Source organism: Rhizobium sp. X9 (assembly GCF_018873185.1).
Lineage (GTDB): Bacteria > Pseudomonadota > Alphaproteobacteria > Rhizobiales > Rhizobiaceae > Agrobacterium > Agrobacterium oryzihabitans.
Window position 1 is genome coordinate 1,926,396 of record NZ_CP071312.1, and the last position, 19,419, is coordinate 1,945,814.

The window sequence follows — 19,419 nt, forward strand, 5'->3', positions numbered from 1 at the left end:
TTGCTCCGGAATGAGGGTCGATCGCTCATCAGGCTGAGCGTTTGACGGTAAACTACTGTCCATAGTGACTGAAGGGCAAGCGTTGCCGCTCGGGCCCGGTTGTGCGCTGCTGAACGTCGCATTCGTCCGGCATTGCACGCCTGATAAACATGGCTCCTGTTGGGAAGAAACATTAGCGTATTTTGGAACGTTCCATTTTTCAAGCGCGTACCGCCGCAAATCTCGAAGAATTTACGGAAATTACAAGAATCAAAAATATCCAATAATACATTGAAATAAATAAATTATTGGAGGTTTTGTATTCTCTTTCCCGCTGTTTTCATTTTTGGTTCGGCAATGTCGCTTGACAAAATTGGAACGTTCCAATTAATTAGCCTCAATTTCAAGGAAAGGCATGGGAGGGGTTCAATGACTGGCGGACGGGTAACCGTTATAGATATCGCGCAGGCTGCGGGCGTGTCGAAATCGACCGTCTCGCTGGTCCTGCGGGGGTCTCCGCTCGTCAATGAGGGAACACGGGCCAAGGTCAATGCGGCAATGCGCGAACTTGGTTATGTCTATAATCGCGGTGCTGCGAACCTGCGCCAGACCAGCGCGAAATCGAAAATCATCGGGGTCGTCGTCAATGATCTGACGAACAGCTTTTTTGCGGAACTTGCCGTCGGCGTTGACACGGTCGTGCAATCGGCCGGCTATGTGCAATTTCTCGCCAATACCAGTGAAAGCATCGACCGGCAGCGCGAGGTGATTGCCTCTATGCGGGAGCATGGCATCTCGGGGCTGATCGTATCGCCGGCCCGTGCGACCGATCCGCTCGACTTCAAGCCGCTGATTGCCGCCGGCATTCCTGTCGTGGTCGTTGTTCGCAGTCTGCCCGGTGCGAAAGTATCGTCGGTCGCATCCGACAATCAGTCGGGAATGGCGCAGGCTGTCGCCCATCTTGCCTCGCTTGGCCACACCCGCATCGCCTTCATGGGCGGTTTTCCCGATACGGCGGTTTTTCACGAGCGGGTCAGCGGCTTTCGGGATGCCCTGGCTGTCGCCGGTCTGCCTTTTCAGGAGGCGGCTGTTGTTCCCTGCGCGCCCTCGCGTGCCGGCGGAGTCGAGGCGATCGGACGCGTGCTCGAAGCAGGCGATCCGATCACGGCCGCCGTCTGCTTTAACGATGCCGTGGCTTTTGGTGTCTGCGACGGGCTGCGCGCCCGGCAGATGGAGGCGGGGCGGGATTTCGCGGTTGTCGGCTTTGACGATGTCATCGAAGCCAAGACGACGGTGCCGGCCCTGACAACCATCGCCGTCGATCCCCAGGGGATTGGCAGGCGTGCAGCGCAGCTGCTTCTCAAGCAGATCAATTCGGAGAAGGCCGATGCGGAGGCCGTGACAACGGCGGTTCGGCTCGTTGTGCGGGAGAGTTGCGGGGCAGGGCGGAATGAAGTCGGGAGGGCATCGATATGACAGTAGGTTGGGGATTGATAGGGGCAAGCACGATCGCGCGCGAATGGGTGATCGACGCGATTAGAAAAACAGGCGGCGAGGTTGTTTCCGTTCTGAGTTCCAACCCTGTTCGCGGGGCGGAATATGCGGCGGAAAACGGCATCCCGAATGTCGCTGCCGATCTGGCATCGCTGCTTGCCGATCCGGCCATCGGCGCGGTCTACATTTCCACGACGAATGATCTGCATTGCGAGCAGGCGCTTGCTGCTGCCCGGGCGGGAAAACACATTCTTTGCGAAAAACCTCTGGCCCTGTCGCTCGAAGAGGCCCACGCGATGGCAAACGCGGCCCGTAAGGCAAACGTCGTTCTGGCGACAAATCACCACCTCCGGAATGCGCCCACTCACCGTGCGATGCGCGATGCAATCGCTGCCGGCAGGATCGGAACGCCGCTGAGCGCGCGCGTCTTTCATGCGGTTTACCTGCCGCCGCACTTACAGGGCTGGCGGCTGGACAAGCCGTCTGCGGGCGGCGGTGTCATCCTCGACATCACCGTGCATGACGTCGACACGCTTCGCTTTGTGCTCGGTGTCGATCCGGTCGAGGTCATCGCGTTTTCTCAGGCCGGCGGCATGAGCCGGGAGGGGCTGGAAGACGCTGTGATGGGTGTCATCCGTTTCGAAAACGGCGTTATCGCGCAGTTCCACGATGGCTTCACAACCAGATATGCCGAGACCGGTTTTGAGGTTCATGGCACCGAAGGCTCCCTGATCGCCAGAAATGTGATGACCCAGAAGTCGATCGGCACCGTGGTGCTGCGCACCGAGGCTGGCGAGGAGGAAATCGAGGCGGGTTCCGACAATCTCTATGAGGTCGCGCTCAAAGCCTTTCACTCGGCCATCACGGGCGGCAAGCCTGCCGCGACTGCTGAGGACGGCATCTGGTCGCTGGCGACCGGGCTTGCCGTCGTCGAAGCGTCAAAAAGCGGAGCCGCTGTTCGGGTCAAAACGGGAATCGAGAGCCGGTCATGAAAAAACACATCACTCCAGCGCAGGCAGCGGATCTCATTCCAGACGGCGCGATTGTTTCCGTCTCGTCGTCCAGCGGTCTGGGTTGCCCCGATCTGATGTTGAAGGCGATCGGTGACCGCTTCGATGCGACCGGACATCCGAAAAACATCACGACACTTCATCCGATTGCCGCCGGTGACATGAGCGGCATCAAGGGTGTCGATCACATCGCAAAAAAGGGCCTGCTGAAGCGGATCATCGGCGGTTCATACCCGTCCGGCCCTTCCAGCGCCGAGCCGCCGCTGATCTGGCAGATGGTCACCGGAGATGAAATCCCGGCCTATAACATTCCATCCGGCATCATGTTCGACATGCATCGCGAGGCGGCTGCGAAGCGCCCGGGTGTGCTCACCAAAATCGGCCTCGATACCTTTGTCGATCCGGCCCGTCAGGGCTGTGCGATGAATGCATCGGCTGCGGCCGAGCCTGTCGTCAAACGGGTGACTTTCGAGGGCGAGGACTGGCTCTATTTTCCGTCGATCATTCCGCAGGTGACGCTCATCCGCGCGACGACTGCCGATGAGCGCGGCAATCTCTCCTACGAACATGAGGGCGCGTATCTCGGAGGTCTCGATCAGGCGCTTGCCGCCCGCAACAATGGCGGCATCATCATTGCGCAGGTGAAGCGCTTCACCAAGGAAGGCTCGCTCAAGCCGCACGATGTGCGGGTGCCCGGCATGCTGGTGGATTATGTGGTGGTCGATCCCGATCAGAAGCAGACGACCCAGACGGCCTATGATCCGGCGATATCGGGAGAGGTCTTCCATCCGCTCGATTCATTCGAGGTGCCGGAGTTCAATATCCAGAAGGTGATTGCCCGTCGTGTGGCGCAGGAACTTGAGGCTGGCAGTTGCGTCAATCTTGGTTTCGGCATCTCTGCGAATGTGCCGAGAATTCTGCTGGAAGAAGGGCTGCATGGCGCGGTGACCTGGGTGATCGAGCAGGGGGCGGTCGGCGGGGTTCCGCTGCTGGATTTCGCCTTCGGCTGTGCCTCCAACGCCGACGCCTATATGCCGTCACCCTATCAGTTCACCTATTTTCAGGGGGCGGGCTTCGATGCATCGCTGCTGTCCTTCCTCGAAATCGGCAGGGACGGTTCCGTCAATGTTTCGAAGCTTTCCTTCCGTCCGCATGTGACCGCCGGGGCCGGAGGCTTTGTAGACATCACGGCGAGGGCGAGAAAAATCGTCTTTTCCGGCATGTTCAATGCGGGGGCAAAGCTGTCGATCAATGACGGCAGGTTGATTGTCGAAAAGGAAGGAAAGCTGAAGAAGCTCGTCAATGAGGTCGAGCACGTTACCTTCTCCGGCCGCAGGGCAATCGAACAGGGTCAGGACATCACCTATGTCACCGAGCGCTGCGTCATGAAACTGACGCCGCAAGGCATCGTGTTGACGGAGATCGCGCCGGGCATCGATTTGCAGACCCAGATTCTCGACCAGTCGGAGTTCGAGCTTATCGTCGCCGACAATCTCAAGGTGATGGACGCCTCGCTTTTTGCCGAAGCCAATATCCGGCTTGCGTTGCCTAAAAAAAGCGCTCGTGTGCTGGAGGGAACCTTCCATGGCTAACGGCACGGTTCGCGTCGAGGTCGACGGCCATATCGCGGTCATGACGGTGTCGCGGCCGGAAAAACGCAATGCGCTCGATCTGGACATGCTCGGCTCTCTGATGGCGTCCGCCGACGAGGTCGAGGCAGACAATGCGGTCCGTGTGGCGATCCTGACGGGCGAGGGGCAGGGCTTCTCGGCCGGTGGCGATATCAAGGCATGGGGCGGCATGCAGCCTCAGGAATTTGGCCACGCTTGGGTTCGCCATGGTCACCGGGTCTTCGAACGGCTTGCGACCTTGCGGGTGCCGTTGATCGCCGCGCTGAACGGCCATGCGCTTGGCGGCGGCCTCGAACTGGCGGGCATCGCGGACATTCGCATTGCCGAGGAGCAGATCAAGATCGGTCTGCCGGAAACCAGCCTCGGAATGGTGCCGGGCTGGTCGGGCACGCAGCGGCTGGTCAGGCGGTTCGGCGCGCAGCCCGTGCGCCGGATGGCGCTCGGCGGTGAGACATTCAGCGCGCAGGAAGCGCTCGCGCTTGGGATTGTCGATGCTGTTACGACAACCGGCAATGCTCTGACCGCTGCGAAAGATTATGCGGAGCGCGTCGCCGCGCGTGGTCCGGCCGCGTCCGAGATCGTCAAACTGATGATCGCTTCGGCAAGCGGTGAAGACAATGGCACGGCGGTCGAAGCATTGGGTTCCATACTGGCTGCCAAGACCGGCGACCTGAAAGAAGGCGTGGCGGCATTTGGCGCAAAGCGCCCGGCAATATTTAACGGAGAATGGTGATGACGGTTCTGATCAATCCGAAAATGCTGAGTGACCGGACGGCCAGAGATTTCAAGATGCTCATTGACGGCAACTGGGTCGAAGGCAATGTCGATGCGATCGAGCGCATAGCACCCGGCCATGGCTCCGTCGTCAGTCGTTTTCAATCCGGAACCAAGGCTGATGCGGAACGGGCGATAGCGGCGGCACGGACGGCTTTTGATACCGGGCCATGGCCGCGCATGACTGCCTCCGAACGCTCGGCAATTCTGTTGAAGGCTGCCGACCTCATTGCCGCACGATCCGAAGAACTTGCCTATCTCGATGCGGTCGAGGCCGGAAAGCCGATTACGCAGGTGCGTGGTGAAATAGCCGGTTCCGTCGATATCTGGCGTTATGCCGCCGCACTCGCTAGAGATCTACATGGCGAAAGCTATAATACGCTCGGTGACGGCACGCTCGGTGTTGTGCTGCGCGAAGCCATCGGTGTCGTTTCGATCATCACACCCTGGAACTTCCCTTTCCTGATCGTCGGCCAGAAATTGCCTTTTGCGCTGGCGGCCGGCTGCACCACGGTTGTAAAACCCTCGGAACTTAGTTCCGGCTCGACCCTCGTTCTCGGCGAAATCCTGCAGGAAGCGGGTGTGCCGAAAGGTGTCGTCAACATCGTGACCGGAACCGGCGCTGAGGTCGGTTCGATCATGACCTCGCATCCGTCAGTCGACATGGTCTCTTTCACGGGTTCAACGGGCGTCGGCAAGCTGACCATGGTCAATGCCGCGCAGAGCCTGAAAAAGGTCTCGCTCGAATTGGGCGGCAAGAACCCGCAAATCGTATTTCCGGACGCCGACCTTGATGCATTCATCGATGCGGCGGTCTTCGGGGCGTATTTCAATGCCGGCGAGTGCTGCAACGCCGGATCGCGCCTCATTCTTCACAAAAGCATCGCGGCGGACGTTGTCAAACGCGTCGGCGAGCTTACCAGCAAGGTAAAGGTGGGCGATCCTCTGGATCCGACGACACAGGTCGGCGCGATCATTACGCCTCAGCATCTTGAAAAAATCTCCGGTTACGTTTCAGATGCGAAAAACAGCGGCGCACAGATCGCTCATGGGGGAGAAAAGCTGGACTTGGGAATGGGCCAGTTCATGGCGCCGACCATTCTTTCCGACGTCACACCGGCCATGGCCGTTGCGCGTGAAGAAGTTTTCGGCCCGGTCCTTTCGGTTCTGGCATTTGAGACAACTGCAGAAGCCATCGAGATTGCGAATTCTGTTGATTACGGCCTGTCCGCAGGCGTCTGGAGCCGTGATTTCGATACGTGCCTGACAATCGGACGTCGTGTGCGGGCCGGTACGGTGTGGATGAATACTTTCATGGATGGCGCGAGCGAGCTGCCGTTCGGAGGTTACAAGCAGTCCGGTCTCGGCCGGGAACTCGGCCGCCATGCGGTCGAGGACTATACGGAAACCAAGACCCTGAACATGCATATCGGCGGCCGAACCAACTGGTGGATGCCGCAGACTGAAAAACCGGCCTAGCCGGTTAGACTGACTGCGTCTGAGGAGGACGGGTGACGGGGCGGGGATCTCCTCGCTTTAATTTGCGACAATGGGAGGAACATATGCGCAAATTTCTGACAAGCACTGCATTGGCAGTGTCCATGATGGCCGGCGCTGCACAGGCGGCGGAAAATGTCGAAGTCCTGCATTGGTGGACGTCCGGCGGCGAAGCTGCCGCACTCGACGTCCTCAAGAAGGACCTTGAGGCGAAGAATATTACCTGGACGGATATGCCCGTCGCCGGTGGTGGCGGCACGGAAGCCATGACGGTGCTGCGCGCCCGCGTTACCGCCGGCAATGCGCCGACCGCCGTTCAGATGCTCGGTTTCGACATTCAGGACTGGGCGAAAGAGGGCGCGCTCGGCAACCTCGATGAGCTGGCGGCCAAGGATGGCTGGGACAAGGTCATTCCGAAAGCCCTGCAGCGCTTCTCGAAATATGACGGCCACTGGATTGCAGCTCCGGTGAATGTGCATTCCACCAACTGGATGTGGATCAACAAGGCGGCGCTCGACAAGGCTGGCGGCAAGGAGCCGAAGAACTGGGACGAGCTGGTCGCCATGCTCGACAATTTCAAGGCGCAGGGCATCACGCCCATCGCCGCTGGTGGGCAGCCATGGCAGGACGCGACGATTTTCGACGCGGTCGTGCTGTCGCTCGGCACGGATTTCTACAAGCAGGCATTCATCGACCTCGACCCGGCAGCACTTGGCGGCGAGAAAATGAAAACCGCTTTCGAGCGCATGACGAAACTTCGTACTTACGTGGATGACAACTTCTCCGGTCGCGACTGGAACCTTGCTTCCGCCATGGTCATCGAAGGCAAGGCCGGTGTTCAGTTCATGGGCGACTGGGCGAAGGGTGAATTCGTCAAGGCGAAGAAGGTGCCGGGCACGGACTTTGTCTGCGTCCGTTATCCTGAAACGCAAGGGGCGGTGACGTTCAACTCCGACCAGTTCGCCATGTTCAAGGTCGCTGCCGACAAGGTGCCGGCGCAGATGGAAATGGCCGCCGCAATTGAAAGCCCGACCTTCCAGTCGGCGTTCAATGTCGTGAAGGGTTCGGCTCCGGCCCGCTCCGATGTGTCGAACGAGGCCTTTGACGCCTGCGGCAAGAAGGCGATCGCCGACCTTGCCGAGGCCGACAAGAGCGGCAAGCTCTTCGGCTCGATGGCCCACGGTCACGCCAACCCGGCCGCCGTCAAGAACGCGATCTATGACGTCGTTACCCGTGAGTTCAACGGTGAACTGACGGCGGATGAAGCAATCGTCGAACTGCCGGCTGCCGTCGCAGCCGCAAAGTAAACGCGGAAAGTGCGGTGGGGGTTTTCCCCCACCACACCAACACTCGCATGAAATCGCAGTCGAACCGGTCCGGGCGCCTCGCAGGCAGCCTGTCGCCTTCGGCTACCTAAACTCTTTGTTTTGTCGCATTTCCGAACGGAAAACCGGGGTCCACTTTTCCTGGAAATGCTCTCATTGACGGAAACGGCAAGCATCGGGCGCTGTTTCAAGGATCAAGGATATCTGCGCGATGACTGGTCGTAGTCGACTTCAGGAGCTGTTACCGAAGCTTGTTCTGGCTCCAAGCTTCGTCGTCATTATCATTTTTGTATACGGCTTCATCGCCTATACGGGTTTCCTGTCGTTGACGGACAGTAAGATGCTGCCCTCCTACAATTTCGTCGGGCTTCTGAATTACCAGCGGCTCTGGGCGCTTCCACACTGGTGGCGGGCGATCAGCAACCTGGCGATCTTCGCGTCGCTTTACATCATCATCTGCTCGGTTCTCGGCCTGTTTCTGGCGATCCTGCTCGACCAGAAAATCCGGGGTGAAGGCTTCCTACGGCCGATCTATCTTTACCCCATGGCACTGTCTTTCATCGTCACGGGTACAGCGTGGAAGTGGTTTCTGGACCCCGGCATCGGCCTGCAGAACACCATGCATCTGTGGGGATGGGAAAGCTTCCAGTTTGCGTGGATCAAGGACCGCAACTACGCCATCTACTGCGTGGTGATCGCCGCCGTCTGGCAATCATCGGGCTTTGTCATGGCGATGTTTCTGGCCGGCCTTCGCGGCGTCGATAATGAGATCATCAAGGCGGCGCAGATCGATGGCGCCTCGACCGTCATGACCTATCGCCGCATCATCATTCCACTGATGCGGCCGGTCTTCCTGTCAGCATTCGTCGTTCTCGCGCACCTCGCCATCAAGGCCTACGACCTTGTGGTTGCGTTGACCGGCGGCGGGCCGGGGCAGGCGACCGAGCTGCCGGCGACATTCATGTATTCCTACACGTTCACGCGCAATTCCATGGGCATCGGTGCATCGTCGGCGATCATCATGCTCATCATGATCTTCTCGATCATCGTGCCTTATCTCTATTCGGAAATTCGCGGAGGGAAACGCTGATGAGCGGCGCTCCAAACCAACAAAACGCAATCAGCCACGGCCATCTGACGCGCGCACTGATCTATCTGGCGCTGATATTCTTCGCCATCTACTACATGCTGCCGCTCTACGTGATGGTGGTCAATTCGCTGAAACCGCTGGACGAAATCCGGCAGGGGGGCATGTTGAACCTGCCTCAGGTGTGGACCGTCGAGCCGTGGCTCTCCGCCTGGTCCACGGCGCAGATCGGCGTTCAGCCGACGGGTCTCAAGCCCTTCTTTATCAATTCGATCCTGATGGTCGTTCCGGCTGTCGCGATCTCCACCATCGTTGGCGCGCTGAACGGTTACGTTTTGACCAAGTGGAGCTTTCGCGGTTCGAACGTCTTTTTCGGGCTGCTGCTGCTTTCATGCTTCATCCCGTTCCAGATCGTGCTGATCCCCATGGCGCGCATCCTCGGTACGCTGGGTCTCGCCGGTTCGATCTGGGGCCTGATCATGGTGCATGTGATCTATGGCCTCGGCTTCACCACGCTCTATTTCCGCAACTACTATGAAGCTTTCCCAACGGAACTCGTCCGGGCGGCCCAGATCGACGGTGCGAGTTTCTTCCAGATTTTCCGCCGCATCCTGCTGCCGTCATCGGGACCGATCATCGTGGTTTCGGTCATCTGGCAGTTCACCAATATCTGGAACGACTTCCTGTTCGGGGCATCATTTTCGGGGGCGTCTTCGACCCCGATGACGGTGGCGCTCAACAATCTCGTGTCCTCATCGACAGGGGTCAAGGAATACAACGTCCATTTCGCGGGCGCGATCCTCGCCGCCCTGCCAACCCTCATCGTTTACATCGTCTCCGGCCGTTACTTCGTACGGGGGCTCATGTCCGGCGCTGTGAAAGGATAAACCATGTCGTTTCTCGAAATCTCTCATCTGCGCAAATCCTACGGCGCGCTGGAAATTCTAAAGGACATCAATATTGAAATCGAGGAGGGCGGCTTTCTGGTGCTCGTCGGGCCTTCCGGCTGCGGCAAGTCCACCCTGCTAAACACCATTGCCGGTCTGGAGCCCATCACGTCAGGCACGATCTCGATCAATGGCCGCAACGTCGCCGGTCTGCCGCCGTCGCAGCGCGATATCGCCATGGTGTTTCAGTCCTATGCGCTTTATCCCAACATGACCGTTGCCGGGAACATCGCCTTTGGAATGGAGATCCGCAAGGTTCCGAAGGAAGAGCGCGAAAAGGCGATCAAGCAGGTTGCCGATATTCTCCAGATCGGCCATCTCCTTGACCGCAAACCGAGCCAGTTGTCGGGCGGCCAGCGGCAGCGCGTCGCGATGGGGCGGGCGCTGGTGCGCAATCCGCAGGTCTTTCTTTTCGACGAGCCGCTGTCCAACCTCGACGCCAAGCTGCGTGTGGATATGCGCACCGAGATCAAGCGGCTTCACCAGCGGATGAAGACGACGATTGTCTACGTGACCCATGACCAGATTGAGGCGATGACGCTGGCGACGAAAATCGCGGTCCTGAAGGACGGCGTTCTGCAACAGTTCGGCTCGCCCGCCGAGATTTACAATAATCCGGCAAACATGTTCGTCGCCGATTTCATGGGCTCGCCGGCCATGAACCTTCTGACCGGCACCATCGAACAGGACGCGGCCGGTCTTTCCGTTTCCCTTGCCAGACCCGATGGCGCGCCGATGCGTCTTCCAGTCGCCGCCGGCAAGGAGGCGCTGGCGTCCCATGCGGGCCGGCAGGTCATTTTCGGCATTCGTCCAGAAGCTCTGACAGACCCGGAAGGGGCTGACCGGAACGCCCGCACGCTTGCCGAGGGAGAATGCCACATCGAGGTAGTGGAGCCGGCCGGATCGGACACATTCGCCGTCACCAAGCTTGGCGGTAAGGAGGTCGTTGCCCGCCTGCGTGCCGATGCCCGCATTCACGCCGGCCAGAACGCCCGTCTTGCCTTCAACCTCGACAAGGCCGTGTTCTTCGATCCGGCAAGCCAGGCGCGTATCGCCTGAAGTCCCTGGTAACAGCATGATGAACAGTCCAGACATTGTCATTATCGGCTCCGGTATCGGCGGCGCGACGATTGCCGCCGGGCTTGCAGCGACAGGCGCTGATATCCTGATCCTTGAGGCCGGCGATTACATCGCCGACAGCCCGGTCAATCGCGACCAGCGCGCCATCTTTCAAAAGGGCCATTTTCGCCCCAAGGAAAGCTGGTACGAGGCCAATGGCGCTGCGTTCAATCCCGGCAATTATTACAATGTCGGCGGAAATTCGAAATTTTACGGCGCGGTGCTGTCGCGCTATCGCCGGGAAGACTTCAGCGAGATCAGGCACAGGGAAGGCGTTTCGCCAGCCTGGCCGTTCGCTTACGAGGAACTGGAGCCCTGGTACAGCAAGGCGGAGGCGATGTATCAGGTTCGCGGCGCGCTGGGCGCGGACCCGACCGAACCCGAACATTCCGCCGCATATTCATTTTCCCCCGTTGCGGACGAGCCACCGGTGGCCGATGTCCGGGCGCGCCTGAAGGCGAAAGGCCTGCATCCCTTCTCCCTGCCCTTGGCCATCGATATCGAGAAATGGCTCTCGAAAGGCCGGACCCCATGGGATGCCCATCCGAATTCTCGCGATGGCAAGATGGATGCGGAGACTGCGGCACTTCTCAAGGCCCTTGAATATCCGAACGTCAAAATCGAAACATCCGCCAGAGTGACCAGACTTGAGGCTGGAGCGAGCGGCCGCATTGAGCGCATTCATTATGAGCAGCACGGCGAGGCCCGCTCGGTCACGCCAAAACTGGTGATCCTGTCTGCGGGAGCCGTGCAGTCTGCCGCTCTGCTGCTCCGCTCAGCGGATGAACGATACCCGAGGGGTCTGGCAAATTCCTCCGACCAGGTCGGGCGAAACTTCATGAACCATAATTCGTCGGCGGTGATCGCCGTATCGCCGAGTTTCCGTAACACGGCCGTTTATCAAAAGACATTCGGCTTCAATGACTTCTATCTGTCGGATGGCGAGGGTGGGCCGCCTCTTGGAAATGTTCAGCTGCTCGGCAAGATTTCGCCGGCGATCTTGAAAGGGGCAATGCCCCGCGTGCCGGAATGGCTGCTTCAGCGGCTGACCGCACATGCGATCGATTTCTACGCGATGAGCGAGGACATTCCTCATCCCGACAGCCGGATCATGATTGACGGAAACCGCATCGTTCTCCACTGGCGGCGAACCAACTGGGACGCTCATCTGTCGCTGGTCGCAAAACTGAAAGGCATCCTCAAGTCGATCGGCTTCCCGATTGTCCTGTCGAAACCCTTCGACAAACGCACGCCGTCGCACCAGTGCGGCACAATCCGCATGGGCAACGACCCGGCGGCTGCACCGCTCGACCCCTTCTGCCGTTCCTATGACCACCGCAACCTATTCGTCGTCGATGCCGGCTTTCTGCCGACGTCGGCCGCCGTCAATCCGGCGCTCACCATTGCGAGCCAGGCGCTGAGGGTCGCCCATCATATCTCGACGGAGGATTTCGCCCCATGAGGCTGACGACCCCGACACCCCATTTCATGACCGCGATGTCGCTTTCTGCCGACGGCGGCCATCAGATTACTCAAGTGTAACAGGATAGTTCGATGCGTTTCGACTATATTATCACCGGTGCAGGCCCCGCAGGATGTGTGCTTGCCAACCGTTTGAGCGAAGACCCCGATGTCAACGTCCTGCTGCTGGAAGCCGGTGGGGGAGACTGGAACCCGCTTTTCCACATGCCGGCCGGTTTTGCCAAAATGACCAAAGGCGTGGCGAGCTGGGGCTGGGAGACCGTGCCGCAAAAGCACATGAAGGGCAGGGTGTTGCGTTACACCCAGGCCAAGGTGCTGGGCGGCGGCTCATCGATCAATGCCCAGCTTTATACGCGCGGCAATGCAGCCGATTACGATACATGGGTCTCCGAGGATGGCTGCGATGGCTGGAGCTATCGCGACGTCCTGCCCTATTACAAACGCGCCGAAGACAATCAGCGTTTTGCCGACGACTATCATTCCTATGGCGGACCGCTGGGAGTCTCGATGCCGGTTTCGGCCCTGCCCATCTGCGATGCCTATATCAGGGCCGGCCAGGAACTCGGCATACCCTATAATCACGATTTCAACGGCCGGCAGCAGGCCGGCGTCGGCTTCTATCAGCTCACCCAGCGCAACCGCCGCCGGTCATCGGCATCGCTTGCCTATCTCAACCCGATCCGCCATCGCAAGAACCTGACGATCAAACTCGGTGCACGCGTCTCCCGCATCGTTCTGGAAGGTAGGCGTGCGATAGGGGTTGAAGTGGTCGGAAAGTCCGGCACGGAAATCATCCGCGCCGAACGGGAGGTCCTCGTCTCTTCCGGCGCCATCGGCTCGCCCAAGCTTCTGCTGCAATCAGGTATCGGCCCGGCGGATCACCTGAAATCCGTGGGCGTAAAGGTGCTCCATGACCTGCCCGGCGTCGGTTCCAACCTGCAGGATCATCTCGACCTTTTCGTGATTGCCGAATGCACCGGCGACCATACCTATGACGGCGTCGCCAAGCTTCATCGGACGATATGGGCGGGGCTTGAATATATTCTGTTCCGCACCGGCCCGGTTGCCTCCTCACTGTTTGAAACGGGCGGTTTCTGGTATGCGGACCCGGATGCGCGCTCGCCGGATATCCAGTTCCATCTGGGATTGGGGTCGGGTATCGAGGCGGGCGTGGAGCGGTTGAAAAACGCCGGGGTCACGCTGAATTCCGCCTATCTTCACCCCAGATCGCGCGGAACCGTGCGGCTGTCATCCTCTGATCCGGCCGCCGCGCCGCTGATCGATCCCAATTACTGGTCCGATCCGCATGACCGGAAGATGTCGCTGGAAGGCCTCAAGATCGCCCGTGAAATATTCCAGCAGGCGGCGTTGAAGCCATACATCATGGCGGAACGTCTTCCGGGACCGAAGGTCATGACGGATGATGAGCTTTTCGACTATGGCTGCGCGAATGCCAAGACCGATCACCATCCTGTCGGCACTTGCAAGATGGGCAACGGGCCGGAATCCGTCGTTGGCCTCGATCTCAAGGTGCATGGTCTCGAAGGGCTGCGCGTCTGCGATTCCTCCGTCATGCCACGCGTCCCCTCGTGCAACACCAATGCGCCGACGATCATGGTCGGAGAGAAGGGTGCTGACCTGATAAGAGGACTTGGCCCCCTGGCACCTGCAATTTTCTCGCACGAACGCAATGAAACGCGTCCAAGGGCGCGTGCTCAGGTTCGATAGTCATTTCGCGGATCAGGCGAATTCGCGACGAAGCCTGCAAGGCAATTTACGAGGAGTACAACGCTCATGGACGTAACCGTCCCGCAGCATATTCTTGACGCGCTCACGGATGTGAACATGCCGCGTTTGCCGAATGTGCCCGGCCCCAGGGAGATGATCGTGCTTGGCGGCATCGATATCCCGGTTCATCGGGCCGGTTGCGCCGTGGTCGGTTCCGGTGCGGCCGGATTAAGGGCCGCAGTGGAAATGAAGCGACGCGGCGATGATGTCGTTATCCTCAGCCAGAGCGCGTGGGGCGGGACATCCGCCTGTTCCGGATCGGACAAACAAACGCTCCACACCGCGAACACCGCCGATCAGGGCGACAACTTCAAGGCAATGGCGCGCGCCATCCGCAGCGGCGGTGCGATGGACGAGGATACCGCCTATGTCGAGGCGGTGGGATCGGCGCGCATGATGGCCTCCCTGCAATTCCTCGGACTGCCCCTGCCACAGGACCCGCTGGGCGGGACGCTGAGATATCAGACCGATCACGACGAAGTCGGCCGCGCGACCAGTTGCGGCCCCCGCACATCGCGGCTGATGGTCAAGGTTCTCGCGGATGAAGCAATCCGTCTGGATATCCCGTTTCACAATCACACCACCGTCGTTAAAATATTGACCGAAGGTCTGAGCGAGGAAAGGCGGGTCGTCGGCGTTCTCGCCATGCAGCCCCATGAACGCAGCGATACCAACCCGTTCGGGATCGCTCTCTTCGTGTGTCCGGTGATTGTGCTTGCAGCCGGAGGGCCGGGCGAACTTTATCGCGACAGCGTCTATCCCAATGGTTGTTTCGGTTCTCTGGGGCTGGCGCTGGAGGCGGGGATAGACCTCGTCAATTTGACGGAAAGCCAGTTCGGCATTGGCACGCGGCGAGAGGGGTTTCCCTGGAACCTGTCGGGAACATACGTGCAGGCCGTCCCGCATATTTATTCGCTGGATGCCGGGGGCAAAGAGCATCATTTTCTGGCGGGCTACTATCGCAATACGCAGGAAATGGCGTCCAACATTTTCCGAAAGGGCTATCAATGGCCCTTCCATTCGACGCGCATGCTCGATTTCGGCTCGAGCCTGGTCGACCTTGCGATCTTTCGTGAGTCTGCGGCCGGGCGGCGGGTCTTCATGGACTTCAATCGCAATCCGCTGGCGGTGCCCGGTGATCTTCCGTTCAGCCTTGATCGTCTCGACACCGATGTCCGCAGCTACATCGAAAACGCCGGCGCGATGAAGGAACTGCCGATCGACCGGTTGCGGCATATGAACCCGCTCGCGATCGAGCTCTACCGGCGCTACAAAATCGACATCGCCAGCGAACCGCTGGAGTTTGCGGTGAACAACCAGCACATGAACGGCGGCATCACGGTCGATACCTGGGGGCGGACCAATCTGGCAGGATGTTATTCCGTTGGGGAGGCGGCCGGTACGCATGGTGTGACACGACCGGGCGGAGCGGCGCTGAATGCCGGGCAGGTGTTCGGCACACGCGTGGCCGAACATATCGGCGCAAGTGGTCGTGCGAAATCCTCGTCATCGGCACATATTGAAGCGGTGGCGTCAGTGGGGATCAACGGCCTGCTTGCCATTCTGAAGGAGGATAGTCGCCTGTCCGCCAGGGACATCCGCACCGAAATTCAGTCCCGCATGAGCGATAGAGCGGGGATGATATGCGATGCCGAAAGCGTTTCGCAGGCGCTTGCCGAGGCGCGTTCGCTCAATGTGACGATCCGTTCGAACGGGATCGCTTACGGACGGGCAGCAGAGGCCGTTCGCGCCGTTCAGTGGCAACAAATGGCGGTTGCTTCCGAGGCAGTGCTTGCGGCGTTGGATCACTTCATTCGCAACGGCGGCGGCAGCCGGGGCGCACGCGCGATCTGCGATGCTGACGGTGAGCTGGTTCCGAACGTTGCCGCAGGCCCGCTGCAGGAATTCCGCTTTCGCAGGGAGAAAGACGACCATCGTAACGAGCAGATCATCGTCAGGCTCAAAGATGAGGGCATGGTGATATCGACGCGCCCCAACCGCGTCTTTGATGAAAGCCGGAAATCCTTCTTTGAACGGGACTGGCCCGCCTGGCTCACCGGACGCATCTATGACCTCGGCGAAAGAGAAGGGTGCACCAGGGACTGAATTCGTTTTGAATTATGTCCGGGCGAGACCCATTCACGCCTTTGACACGGCCGATCAGCACTCTATCCTTGCGCTCGCAAACTGAAGCGTCTTTCGGGAGAGAAGAATGAAGAAGCTGATCAACGATCCGTCCGCCGTCGTCCGCCACATGCTGGAGGGCGTCGTGGCTCTCAGCCCGGCCAGCATCCTTCTTGCCGACGAGAATGTGGTGATAAGGTCGGGACTTCCGGAAGCGGATCAGCGAAAGGTCGCGGTGCTTTCGGGTGGCGGCAGCGGCCATGAGCCGGCGCATGCGGGTTACGTCGGGGCCGGCATGTTGACGGCTGCCGTGGCCGGAGACGTCTTCACCTCACCGAGCACCCATGCCGTGCTGGCGGGAATCAGGGCTTCTGCGGGGCCGGCGGGTGCGCTCGTGATCGTCAAGAACTACACCGGTGACCGGCTTAATTTCGGCCTTGCGGCGGAGCTTGCCCGGGCGGAAGGAATTCCCGTCGAGATCGTTGTCGTCGCCGACGATGTTGCCTTGAAGGATACCGTGCCCGTTGACCGCCGCCGTGGCATTGCCGGAACGGTGCTGGTGCACAAGTTGGCCGGTGCTGCAGCCGAGCTTGGGTTGCCTCTAAGCGAAGTTGCGCAGGTGGCGCGAGGGGCTGCGGCCGGGCTCTCGTCGATGGGAATTTCGCTCGGTTCATGCACCTTGCCGGCTGTCGGGAAACCCGGTTTCACGCTTGGCGAGCGGGAGATCGAGGTCGGTCTCGGCATTCACGGCGAACAGGGTGTCCGCAGAATGGAGATCGCTTCTGCGGATGATCTGACGTCGCTTGTGCTGAACACGATCGAGGCCGACGGAAAGCTGAAGAGCGGAGATCGCGTCGTGCTCCTCGTCAATGGTTTGGGCTCGACGCCGCCAATGGAGCTGTCGATTGTTGCCCGTTCGGCGCTCAGCATTCTCGAGGCGAAAGGGGTAAGCGTCGAGCGTGCGTGGGCGGGCACATTCCTGTCGGCGCTGGACATGCCGGGCTTTTCGCTTTCCATCATGCAGGTTGATGACCGGGCTCTCGAACTCATCGACGCAACAACGGATGCGACCGCCTGGCCACGCGGTGGTGCTGTAAACAGGCGTCGCATGCTTGCCTCTTCCAGGCTGCCGGTTGAAGCCCAGCCAGACCGGGAAATGACCGCCGCAGGCGCGCGTCTTCGGCAGGTGGCTGAAGATGTCGCAAAGGCCCTGATTGCCGCTGAACAGCAGCTGACGGACCTCGACAGCGTTACAGGCGACGGCGATCTCGGCACCAGCATGAAGCGTGGCGCCGAAGCGGTCCTCGCGCTTCCGGCTCAGGCCTTCGCGGATGTCTCGAGCGGGCTGTCGGCGATGGGTGATGCCATGAGGAAGGCGATCGGCGGTAGCTCAGGCCCATTCTACGCAACGGGCCTCATGCGGGCCGCCCGGCATCTTGCGGGCTCAGATGCACCGACGGCAAAAGAGCTGGCGGAGGCATTTGTCGCTGCGGTTGAGGCCGTTTCCGAGCTTGGCGGCGCAAAACCCGGTGACAGAACGATGGTGGATGCCCTTCATCCCGCCGCCACCACTTTCCGTGACAGGCTCGCCGAGGGGCAGTCCGTCGAGGTTGCGTGGGGCGAAGCGGTCGCAGCCGGTGAGGCTGGAGCGGAAGCGACGAAGGATATGACGCCGCGCCTCGGGCGCGCCAGCTATCTCGGCGAACGCGCGAAGGGGCATGCAGATGGCGGCGCGGTGGCTGTCATGGTCTGGATGAGGCGGATAACCGTCCAATGAAACACCGGCAGGCTCCGCCTGAGACGAGCTGCCGCGAGGATCGCGGCAGTCCACGATTGAGGGAAATCACTCGGCAGGCTGCGCCACGGCTGTCGTGTCGGCGTGCCTGCCCTCTGCGGAGAGGCTGCGCTGACCGAGGGCGATGATGGTGACTGTCGACAGGCTTGCGGCAACCGACACCCAGAAGCCATTGCCCGGGCCGAAATTGTCGATCACCCAGCCGGAGATGAAGGCGCCGAGCGCCATGCCGATACCGATGCCGGTCATCACCCAGGTCACGCCTTCCGTCAGCATCGATTCCGGCACGCGGCGTTCGATCAGGCCGAATGCGGTGATGAAGATGGGGGAGATTGCAACACCGCTGAGGAACACGGCGAAGGCCAGCAGGGCTACTGTCGTGGTTGCAAAGAGCAGCGGTAGAGCCGTCAGCGTAAGGACGCTGACGGCGATCAGCAACTGGCGATGCAGCGGTATCCTGGGGTTGATCGCGCCGAGAAGCAGGCCGACGACGAACGAACCAATGGCATAGACGCCGATGACGAGGCTCGCAGCTTCCGGCTGGCCGAGTGCCTTGGTGATGGCAACGGCGCTCACCTCGGCCGTGGCAAAGGTCGAGCCGACAAAGATCAGGGCAAGTGTGATGATCTGGACGGGACGCAGGAAGATCGCGGAACGCTGCCTGCCTCCGCTTTCAACCGGGCGCACCTTGGGTTCCGTTGATCTTTGCAGAAGGAAGGCAAAGGTGCCAAGCGCAAGGAAGGTGGTGCTGATCATCATCCCGGCTTCCGGAAAGAGCGAGACCGCAAGACCGACGGAAAGCGATGCGCCGGAAATGTAAACCAGCTCGTCGGCGGCGGATTCAAAGGCGAAGGCCGTGTTAAGCTCTGGCCGGTCACGGAAAATCTCCGTCCAGCGGGCGCGCATCATCGCCGGAATGCTCGGCATGGCGGCGGCGAGGAAGGCCGAAAGAAACAGTGTCCAGACAGGCCACTTCTGGTTCGTGGCAATGATCAAGATCGCAAAGGCGATCACCGATATGATGGTGGCCGGGATGAGGACGCTGCTCTGGCCCCTGCGATCCACCAGACGGGAAATCTGCGGCGCGACAGCCGCATTGGTCAGCGCGAAGGTCGCCGAAACGGCACCGGCAAGCCAGTATTCGCCATGGGTCTGGGACAGCATGGCGACGATGCCGATCGGGGCCATCGCAATCGGAAGGCGGGCGAAGAAACCTGCGGCGGAAAAGCCTTTGGCGCCGGGAGCCCGGAAAATTTCTCTGTATGGATTAGGCATCGGGATGCACCTTGTTTAGGGAGTATCCACCACACACATACGTGGCGTATGTAAATTAGATAATTGCATACGCGACGTATGTCAACTAATAT

At 60.1% G+C, this 19,419-nt stretch carries 14 protein-coding genes; 13 read left to right on the forward strand and 1 reads right to left on the reverse strand.

Translation table 11 applies throughout. From position 1 onward, the window contains the following. Positions 1–408 precede the first annotated feature (408 nt). From JZY08_RS23790 to dhaL, 13 genes are all read left to right on the forward strand, one after another. On the forward strand, positions 409–1,455 hold the full coding sequence (locus JZY08_RS23790) for a LacI family DNA-binding transcriptional regulator (RefSeq protein ID WP_216331874.1): 1,047 nt from the start codon (positions 409–411) through the stop codon (positions 1,453–1,455). Beyond that, positions 1,452–2,465 (forward strand): Gfo/Idh/MocA family protein, encoded by a 1,014-nt coding sequence (locus JZY08_RS23795; protein WP_216331875.1) that lies wholly within the window; start codon positions 1,452–1,454, stop codon positions 2,463–2,465. The genes JZY08_RS23790 and JZY08_RS23795 overlap by 4 nt, the downstream gene beginning before the upstream one ends. Beyond that, positions 2,462–4,075: an acyl CoA:acetate/3-ketoacid CoA transferase gene (locus tag JZY08_RS23800; protein WP_216331876.1), complete on the forward strand. Its 1,614-nt coding sequence runs from the start codon at positions 2,462–2,464 to the stop codon at positions 4,073–4,075. The genes JZY08_RS23795 and JZY08_RS23800 overlap by 4 nt, the downstream gene beginning before the upstream one ends. Then, the gene (locus JZY08_RS23805) at positions 4,068–4,847 is read left to right on the forward strand and encodes an enoyl-CoA hydratase/isomerase family protein (RefSeq protein WP_137039535.1); all 780 of its coding nucleotides are present in this window, start codon (positions 4,068–4,070) and stop codon (positions 4,845–4,847) included. The genes JZY08_RS23800 and JZY08_RS23805 overlap by 8 nt, the downstream gene beginning before the upstream one ends. Then, positions 4,847–6,367, forward strand: coding sequence for an aldehyde dehydrogenase family protein (locus JZY08_RS23810; RefSeq protein WP_216331877.1), 1,521 nt, complete (start codon positions 4,847–4,849; stop codon positions 6,365–6,367). Before JZY08_RS23805 ends, JZY08_RS23810 begins: the two co-directional genes overlap by 1 nt. Positions 6,368–6,489: 122 nt before the next feature. After that, positions 6,490–7,692, forward strand: coding sequence for an ABC transporter substrate-binding protein (locus tag JZY08_RS23815; RefSeq protein ID WP_253204177.1), 1,203 nt, complete (start codon positions 6,490–6,492; stop codon positions 7,690–7,692). Positions 7,693–7,921: 229 nt separating this feature from the next. Beyond that, positions 7,922–8,800, forward strand: a complete 879-nt coding sequence (locus JZY08_RS23820; RefSeq protein ID WP_003504335.1) for a carbohydrate ABC transporter permease — start codon at positions 7,922–7,924, stop codon at positions 8,798–8,800. Further along, the gene (locus JZY08_RS23825) at positions 8,800–9,684 is read left to right on the forward strand and encodes a carbohydrate ABC transporter permease (RefSeq protein WP_216331881.1); all 885 of its coding nucleotides are present in this window, start codon (positions 8,800–8,802) and stop codon (positions 9,682–9,684) included. The genes JZY08_RS23820 and JZY08_RS23825 overlap by 1 nt, the downstream gene beginning before the upstream one ends. Before the next feature lie 3 nt (positions 9,685–9,687). Next, complete coding sequence (locus tag JZY08_RS23830) at positions 9,688–10,803, forward strand: ABC transporter ATP-binding protein (RefSeq protein WP_216331883.1); 1,116 nt, start codon at positions 9,688–9,690, stop codon at positions 10,801–10,803. 16 nt (positions 10,804–10,819) lie between these two features. Beyond that, entirely contained in the window at positions 10,820–12,325 is a 1,506-nt protein-coding gene (locus JZY08_RS23835; RefSeq protein ID WP_216331885.1) for a GMC oxidoreductase, read from the forward strand. A 92-nt stretch (positions 12,326–12,417) separates the two neighbouring features. After that, complete coding sequence (locus tag JZY08_RS23840) at positions 12,418–14,073, forward strand: GMC family oxidoreductase (protein WP_216331887.1); 1,656 nt, start codon at positions 12,418–12,420, stop codon at positions 14,071–14,073. 66 nt (positions 14,074–14,139) lie between these two features. Further along, on the forward strand, positions 14,140–16,239 hold the full coding sequence (locus tag JZY08_RS23845) for an FAD-binding protein (protein ID WP_216331888.1): 2,100 nt from the start codon (positions 14,140–14,142) through the stop codon (positions 16,237–16,239). 106 nt (positions 16,240–16,345) lie between these two features. Beyond that, the gene (gene dhaL, locus JZY08_RS23850) at positions 16,346–18,034 is read left to right on the forward strand and encodes a dihydroxyacetone kinase subunit DhaL (protein WP_216331890.1); all 1,689 of its coding nucleotides are present in this window, start codon (positions 16,346–16,348) and stop codon (positions 18,032–18,034) included. Positions 18,035–18,100: 66 nt separating this feature from the next. On the opposite strand, the gene JZY08_RS23855 is transcribed toward dhaL, so the two are convergent. After that, positions 18,101–19,327 (reverse strand): MFS transporter, encoded by a 1,227-nt coding sequence (locus JZY08_RS23855; RefSeq protein ID WP_216331892.1) that lies wholly within the window; start codon positions 19,325–19,327, stop codon positions 18,101–18,103. Between the last annotated feature and the right edge of the window lie 92 nt (positions 19,328–19,419).